Raw genomic sequence first — 6409 nt, 5'->3', positions numbered from 1 at the left:
ACGGTATGACAAGGACCAGCAGCTGGCTGATCGCCGCCTTTATGCCGAGGCTCAAAAGGCAGCCAGTCTCAAGGGCATTGGACTGTGGAGTGATGTGGCGCCTGTCGCACCGTGGGATTTCAGGCATAACAAGCCTGCACCGGCAGTCGCAGTTGAGGAGTGCGAGATCAGGCTTCCTGGATTCCGGTACAAGATCGACCCAGTCATTTGCGGGATTTGTCGGAATGCCCTCAAGTCTGTCTCCACCCTATCCGCACTCGTGGAGTCTGCGCGTCTTGCAGCTCGTCCTGATGCCGATGAGGCCAATTGAATCGAATATCGGTAGACTGAACATTAATCTATGCGCGGACGTTTTGAGCAATCCGGAACGCGGCGGTATTTAGTCTCCCCACTCCTATTCTCACCCGCTTGCCTTGGCCGTTTCAATGGCCTCGGCCCACGTGTTGCCTCAAGCAATCAATTATCCGTTGTTTGTTATTGCCATTCGCCACACGTACTGCAAGCATCAGGCCAGCCTGCGCATGTGGCACTTTGTTCGCACCTTTGCCTTCCCCCGGTAAGCCACCTGCTGCGAGTGAGGCGGTATAACCGCCCAAGGCAGCTACTGCGCCTGCCGGTCCTTCAACCACCGTGCTGGCCATACCTGCCGCAATGCCTCGGGAGCCTGCAGTAACCGTCCCTTTTGCCGCCCCTTTTGCACCACCCTGGCCGTTGGTTCCAGCCGCATCACGATCCGAATCGAGAGCACCTGGCTGATTGGCAAATAAAATGAAAATATCATTCTCATTTACAGAATCAACCAGTGACGCTGCCGCTGCCCTGGCCTCATCGCCTGTTTCAAATCTTCCTGTGATAATGTCTTCCATAAATCTCTCCTGAAAATGATGGATTAACGATTCCAGTCTTCGTCAAGTACTTCATTTCTGGGCCAGCCTTGCCGACTGCCTGGCGTGGATTACAGAAGTTATTCTAAGAACGACAGTTATCCCGATCCGTTCGGTAACTCACCCGGGAGAGAATATATTTTTCCTAACTTGATCAGGCCAAGGCAGAATCTTTAGGACAACCTGATAATCCTTAAATTAAGCTCCAAGCCTCATGTGAACTTCAAGTAATAAGTCCAATCTCCAATCAAGAGGGGTCACTGCAGTTTGTGATGAATTTTGTAGATGAGCTACTCAGTTGCAAGCATACGACCCATCATTTAATCCGAGCGGGGGGAATAACAATTGGAAAAGGACCAAAGCACGATGGCTTCCCTTCAGAATCCCTTCCCGAAGGTAGAGGCCTTCTTATCTGCGCTTCACGAACAGACTTTCTTTAAGGACGAGTCAACGCAGGGCAGCGTCCTCTGGTACATCGCTTTTTATAAGAAACGCGCCCCTCAGAAGCGCAGAGCTTTTCGAGCGGGCGGATTTGTTTTGTTATTTTTAAGCATTAGTCTCCCATTCCTGACTCAGATGGTCGAAAAAGCTCATCAGGCACCGGTGGCCTCCACGCTTGCCTGGCTAATAGCTCTTGTTGCTGCAGCCAATTCTTTTTTCAATTGGCAAAAAGCGTGGCAAGGCTACACCCAGACACAACTCACACTACAGTTTGCGCTGACAGAGTGGGAATTACGAACCGCGGAGGCACGGGCAGGCTCAAGCGACGAGGAAGGTGTGGCACTTTTGAAGGAAGGTCTGCAGAAATTCATTAAAACGGTGAGTGAGGCAGTCTCAGGCGAGACTGCACAATATTTTGAGGGCGTAAAGATTCCGGAAACGAGAACAAAACCGTAATCTTATCTTTTTCAAAGCTTCTGCTTGCGCTTAACCACATGAAGCAGGTCCAACGGAGATAACCATTCCCCTGATAAGGCAGGAAAAAACAGGATTTTTTCACACATAAGAAAAATGCTATTTGCTCTAAATTGGCCGTACGAACGATGCGCAACGGCTAAAAGGAGCGGATAGCATGGACAGAGATGACGAGGCATGGCGTTCACTTTGGACGCTTGAAATGATTTCCCGAACGGCAGTGCATCAATCCGGTGTCACAGCCCGATTGACACGCTCGCCGAATAATCCAAAGATAGAGCGTATCTGGCTTGAAAATAAGGACAGCCTGGATCCGTCACGCTGGGATCTGGACGACATTTCCAAGCAACTAATGACGCTGTGGTTGGAAGGAAGTTTCGAGCGCGCATGAAGGGCCCAGCTATCCAAACGTCTCGTGACTCCATCCACTATCTAGGGATAGGGATGTGGCCCAAGAGGCCCACATCCCAAGTCCGATACTGCAGTTTAGTACCCGCCTGATCCCCCTCCAGAGCCGCCAGACCCTGATGTTCCACCGCCACCTGTCCCTCCTCCCGAGCCTCCTGTTCCTGATGTTCCACCGACGCCACCCGCCCCCGAGGTTCCACCGACGCCGCCTGCCCCCGATGTTCCACCGGACCCGCCTGTCCCAGCTGTTCCACCCGAGCCGCGTGTCCCCGATGTTCCGGAAGTTCCAGACCCCGACATTCCCGAGCTACCTGATCCCATTGATGAGCCCGCTCCCGCCCCGGTGCCTTGGCCGGACATTGCCCCACTAGCTCCTGTGCCTTGACCGGACATGGCCCCGCCAGCTCCTGTGCCACTGGTCTGGGCGTAAGCCAAGCTAGCTACTCCAGATATCAGGCCGGCAAGCAGGATGGAACGGGTAGTGTTTTTTAAAAGGAAGATAGGTTTCATGATTGCTCCTTCATCTCAAACCAGCGAAATTGCTGGATTGAAATAATAGACTTATGCCCAACCCGTTCCGTACGGTGGCACGCATAGCTTTATGGCTTGCCCAGGCAAGCTTTAGGAAAATACGGGAGCACGCCTCAGGGCAGAAATGCAGGAAGAACTTTGAAGTGCGTGCCTTGATCAGTACACGGATCTTAAGACCCAATGCTCGAACACCTGACTATCACGCCCCGTGAGCTGGCGCAGATGATCAAGGCGGCCGTTGCTGAGGGTCACTATGCCTCGGCGAGGGGATCGTCGAGCGCGCGAAGAAATTATTGGCTGCACGCAAGCGCCCTCGCGGGGGCACTCCACTCCCTCGCACAGCAGTACGAAATTCAGTGCAGGAGGGTAAGACATAGAATCCCATAAAATCCGGGGTAGCATCCTAAAAGGATGGAACCGGAGAGCTATCATTGCTGTCGATAGAAGCGCGACCAGTCTGCGATAGCGAGTAACCATATGGCTTTCTTTCCGGATAAAGAGGAGTTGCGACCGCAAGCAATGGAAATTCTGGCGGCGCAAGCGGCTGCCGCGGGACTGATCTATGTATCCGGCGATGAGCCGGGGATCAGAAGATTAGCCTCCGGCGAGGGGTTTCGTTATGTCGGTCCGGATGAAAAATCGTTGGACGACGAGGCTGAGCTTGAGCGCATTGCCCGGCTCGCCATTCCTCCCGCTTATACCGATGTCTGGATTTGCCCCCATCCCCTGGGCCACTTGCAGGCCACCGGACTGGATGCGCGCAGCCGCAAGCAGTACCGCTACCATTCCGACTGGCGCGCGGTGCGAGACAGCATCAAATTTGAGCGGATGGTGGAATTCGGTGAAGCTCTGCCCCAACTGCGCGAGCGTGTACACCATGATCTGAAAAAACGAGGCTTGCCGCGAAAAAAGGTTGTTGCTGCAATAGTGAGACTGCTTGATACGACGCAGGTGCGCATCGGTAACCTGTCTTACGCCCGCGATAACCACAGTTTCGGACTTACCACCCTGCGCAAGCGGCATCTTGCCTTCATCAATCCCAGACGCGCATTACTGAAATTCCGGGGCAAGAGCGGGATCGAACACGAAGTCACGATCGATGACAGGCGGATCGTCAGCATTATCCGGACTTGCCAGGAGCTGAGGGGCCAGCGTCTTTTCCAGTATCTGGATGAGAGTGGCAAGCGGCGGCCGGTCGAAGCGGAGCAGGTAAACGCCTACCTCCACGAAGTCATGGAAGCCGAGTTTACCGCGAAGGATTTCCGAACGTGGAGCGGAACCCTGCGGGCGTTCGAGATCATGCTCAATACGCCGTTGCCTGAATTCCCGACCAAGCGCGCACTCAAGGCCAGCATCGTCGCGGCAACACGGCAAGTCGCGGAAGATCTTCGCAATACCCCTGCCGTCTGCCGGAAATCCTATATCAATCCGGCGGTGTTTTCTGCCTGGCAGAAAGGCGATCTTCATCGCTGCGTGCAGGAACTGGAAGAAGCAGCACATCCCGCGCATGACCCGCTCGAGTCTGCCATATTGTCTTTTCTGCGGAAACAAAAGGACGGATAAAAAACTCAGCTTTTTCCCGGCTTCTGCTGCCTTTCTATCACCGCCAGAAGGCGCTGCGCTGATCGCAGCGAACCTTCAATAAATCCCTGGTAGTCAGAAAACGCTTCTCCGCAAACGTGCAGGTTGTTTTGCCCGGCTTCCTGCTCCTCTTGTTCGAGAGAAAATGCCTCGAGAAACTCGATATGCTCCCGGGACTTTACCCCCGGACGCCACCCGTGCGCCGCGGCACCGAAAGGCTCTTTTCCCCAGTCGCGCATACCACAGGCGAGAAGGCGGCCTGTGGTAAAGTCATGATGCTCATAATCCCTGGCAAACTGCACGAAACGCTGCCATAGGCGAGCCGATCCGGGCTTGATTTCGATAATCGAACCGCACGTCGGAGAAGGTTTTTTCTCCAGAAACCAGATCCTGGCGGCATCCTGATAGCCGACTTGCGGACCTTCCGGTTGCTCGGGACCTTTGGAATTATTGCTGGATTCGCTTCTGAGGTAATCGGACCAGAATGTGATTGCCGGCCGGTCCGTATAAATCATGATCAACCCTTTTGTCCGGTCCCTGCTTTTCACATACAGCAACTCGCGGGTCGGTATGTCGGATGCATAGCGATTGAGAGACCGGTTGTCTTCCCACCAAGGTTTCTCGATGACGAAAAAACATTTCAGCAGCGGAAGGCAAACGACTGCATTGAGTGCTTCGTAAAGATTTCCTTTTGGGCGCTCCCCATTCCATGACATTTCTTCGAGCGGACGCTTCGGCAGAGCAAAAATGACTCTTCGTGCGCGCACAAGCTCGACCTCATCCTGCTTCTGCACAGTAAGGGCAACCAGCGCATTATCCCGTCTTTCTACGCTCACCACTCTCGCACCTTTCGCGATTTTCAAACGAGGAGATTCGTGACTGTCTTGATGCTTCCGCAAGACCTCCAACAGGTTCCAGATTATCCTGCTCATCCCTCCGCGTATGCCCCGAAGCGAACCCGTGCTTCGAATTGCCCTGAGCCAGAAGATAATCCACTCGGCGGCATTCAGATTTTCGTGAACAAAGTGATAGTAACTCCCCCAATCCCTGATCTTGACCACCGCATAATGGCTCAAGACATCACTGAGGACGTTCCAGAATCCCAGGTCCCATAACGGCTGGTCCCTGAACCGCGCGTGCTCCCGGATCGTTACGAAGTCAGGATCGGTAAGATACTGTATCCATTCGAGCAGCTCTCCCTTCCAGTAATGGCGATAAAAGAACTGCGCGCTGTGCAGCTTTCTCCATTGTTCATTGGCGGCATCCGTATACCAGGGATTCGAAGCCGAGCCGTCGAATTTCGGGCCGTGGACGAGCTCGAAGATGCGCCTGAGAGCGAGTATCATCAGGTCAAAAGGAGTTTTCTGCTGCGCTTCCTCCTCCTGAAGCGTGAATCGAGGCGCCATCGGATCTTCGGAGGTGTACGAAGAGAACGGCACGAGGTCATCCAGGCTTTCTTCCTCCCCTGGGTCAGGTTCCCTGATTCCAAGATCGTCGAGCAATCCCTGCAATAAAATCTGGTCTCGCGGCTCGATTCTCATGGGCCCGAATTCGGCGCGAAAGTATTCGATATCGGTCAGCTTTTCGACATCGTTGCCATCCACATTCCTGAATGATTTTTCTGTCGGACCTCTGAATGGAGACTGTTTACCCGTTTGCGGGTCAGGGGGAGCAAGGTAACCATCATCGATGTTCCAGTTACACGGGTCCCATGTATCTTCAAAACCGATCTTCTTTCCATTTTCCTCACTGCTTCTCAGCAGGGACCACGTTTCGATGCGCCCACCAAACCGGTCAGAAGCTTCCAGAAGGAGAATGCTCCTGATATCGAGCGAGCCGTCCCGGACTTTCTTGATAAGCTCGTGGCAGCAATAGAGCCCGGCAATACCGCCACCGACAATTACCAGATCATATATTTCCGCTTTCTGCGTATGCTGCATATGCTGCGTATGAGATGTGCTGCCCGGCATTTTTTTCTCCCGTTACTTCGGCGCATCAGGCGCTTGCGGTCCGATCAAACCCCAACCTGATGCATCGAGTGCATCAGGCACTGTGCCTGACTTTGAATTATAAGGATAGAAGATCGCGGA

6 protein-coding genes and 1 pseudogene are annotated in these 6409 nt (G+C 53.6%); 4 read left to right on the top strand and 3 right to left on the bottom strand.

All coding sequences use genetic code 11. The features are described from left to right. Positions 1-310: pseudogene (locus AC52W5_RS03960) on the top strand (hypothetical protein); the annotation flags it as partial. A gap of 112 nt (positions 311-422) precedes the next feature. Here AC52W5_RS03960 and AC52W5_RS03955 read toward each other — a convergent pair. After that, positions 423-866: a hypothetical protein gene (locus AC52W5_RS03955; RefSeq protein WP_495670055.1), complete on the bottom strand. Its 444-nt coding sequence runs from the start codon at positions 864-866 to the stop codon at positions 423-425. 363 nt (positions 867-1229) lie between these two features. Here AC52W5_RS03955 and AC52W5_RS03950 point away from each other — a divergent pair, with 363 nt between their 5' ends. Continuing rightward, a complete protein-coding gene (locus tag AC52W5_RS03950) occupies positions 1230-1781 on the top strand; it encodes an SLATT domain-containing protein (RefSeq protein WP_495670054.1) in 552 nt (183 codons plus the stop codon). Positions 1782-1956: 175 nt separating this feature from the next. Beyond that, positions 1957-2190: a hypothetical protein gene (locus AC52W5_RS03945; RefSeq protein ID WP_495670053.1), complete on the top strand. Its 234-nt coding sequence runs from the start codon at positions 1957-1959 to the stop codon at positions 2188-2190. A 37-nt stretch (positions 2191-2227) separates the two neighbouring features. Here AC52W5_RS03945 and AC52W5_RS03940 read toward each other — a convergent pair whose 3' ends face one another. Next, positions 2228-2623 (bottom strand): hypothetical protein, encoded by a 396-nt coding sequence (locus AC52W5_RS03940; protein WP_495670052.1) that lies wholly within the window; start codon positions 2621-2623, stop codon positions 2228-2230. A gap of 592 nt (positions 2624-3215) precedes the next feature. Here AC52W5_RS03940 and AC52W5_RS03935 point away from each other — a divergent pair. Next, positions 3216-4301: a DNA topoisomerase IB gene (locus AC52W5_RS03935; RefSeq protein ID WP_495670051.1), complete on the top strand. Its 1086-nt coding sequence runs from the start codon at positions 3216-3218 to the stop codon at positions 4299-4301. Positions 4302-4306: 5 nt separating this feature from the next. Here the strand turns inward: AC52W5_RS03935 and AC52W5_RS03930 are convergent, their stop codons facing one another. Further along, positions 4307-6289, bottom strand: coding sequence for an FAD-dependent oxidoreductase (locus AC52W5_RS03930; RefSeq protein WP_495670050.1), 1983 nt, complete (start codon positions 6287-6289; stop codon positions 4307-4309). Between the last annotated feature and the right edge of the window lie 120 nt (positions 6290-6409).

It is taken from the genome of Nitrosospira sp. CT (assembly GCF_059489795.1).
This window is presented reverse-complemented; position numbering and strand designations above follow the sequence as displayed.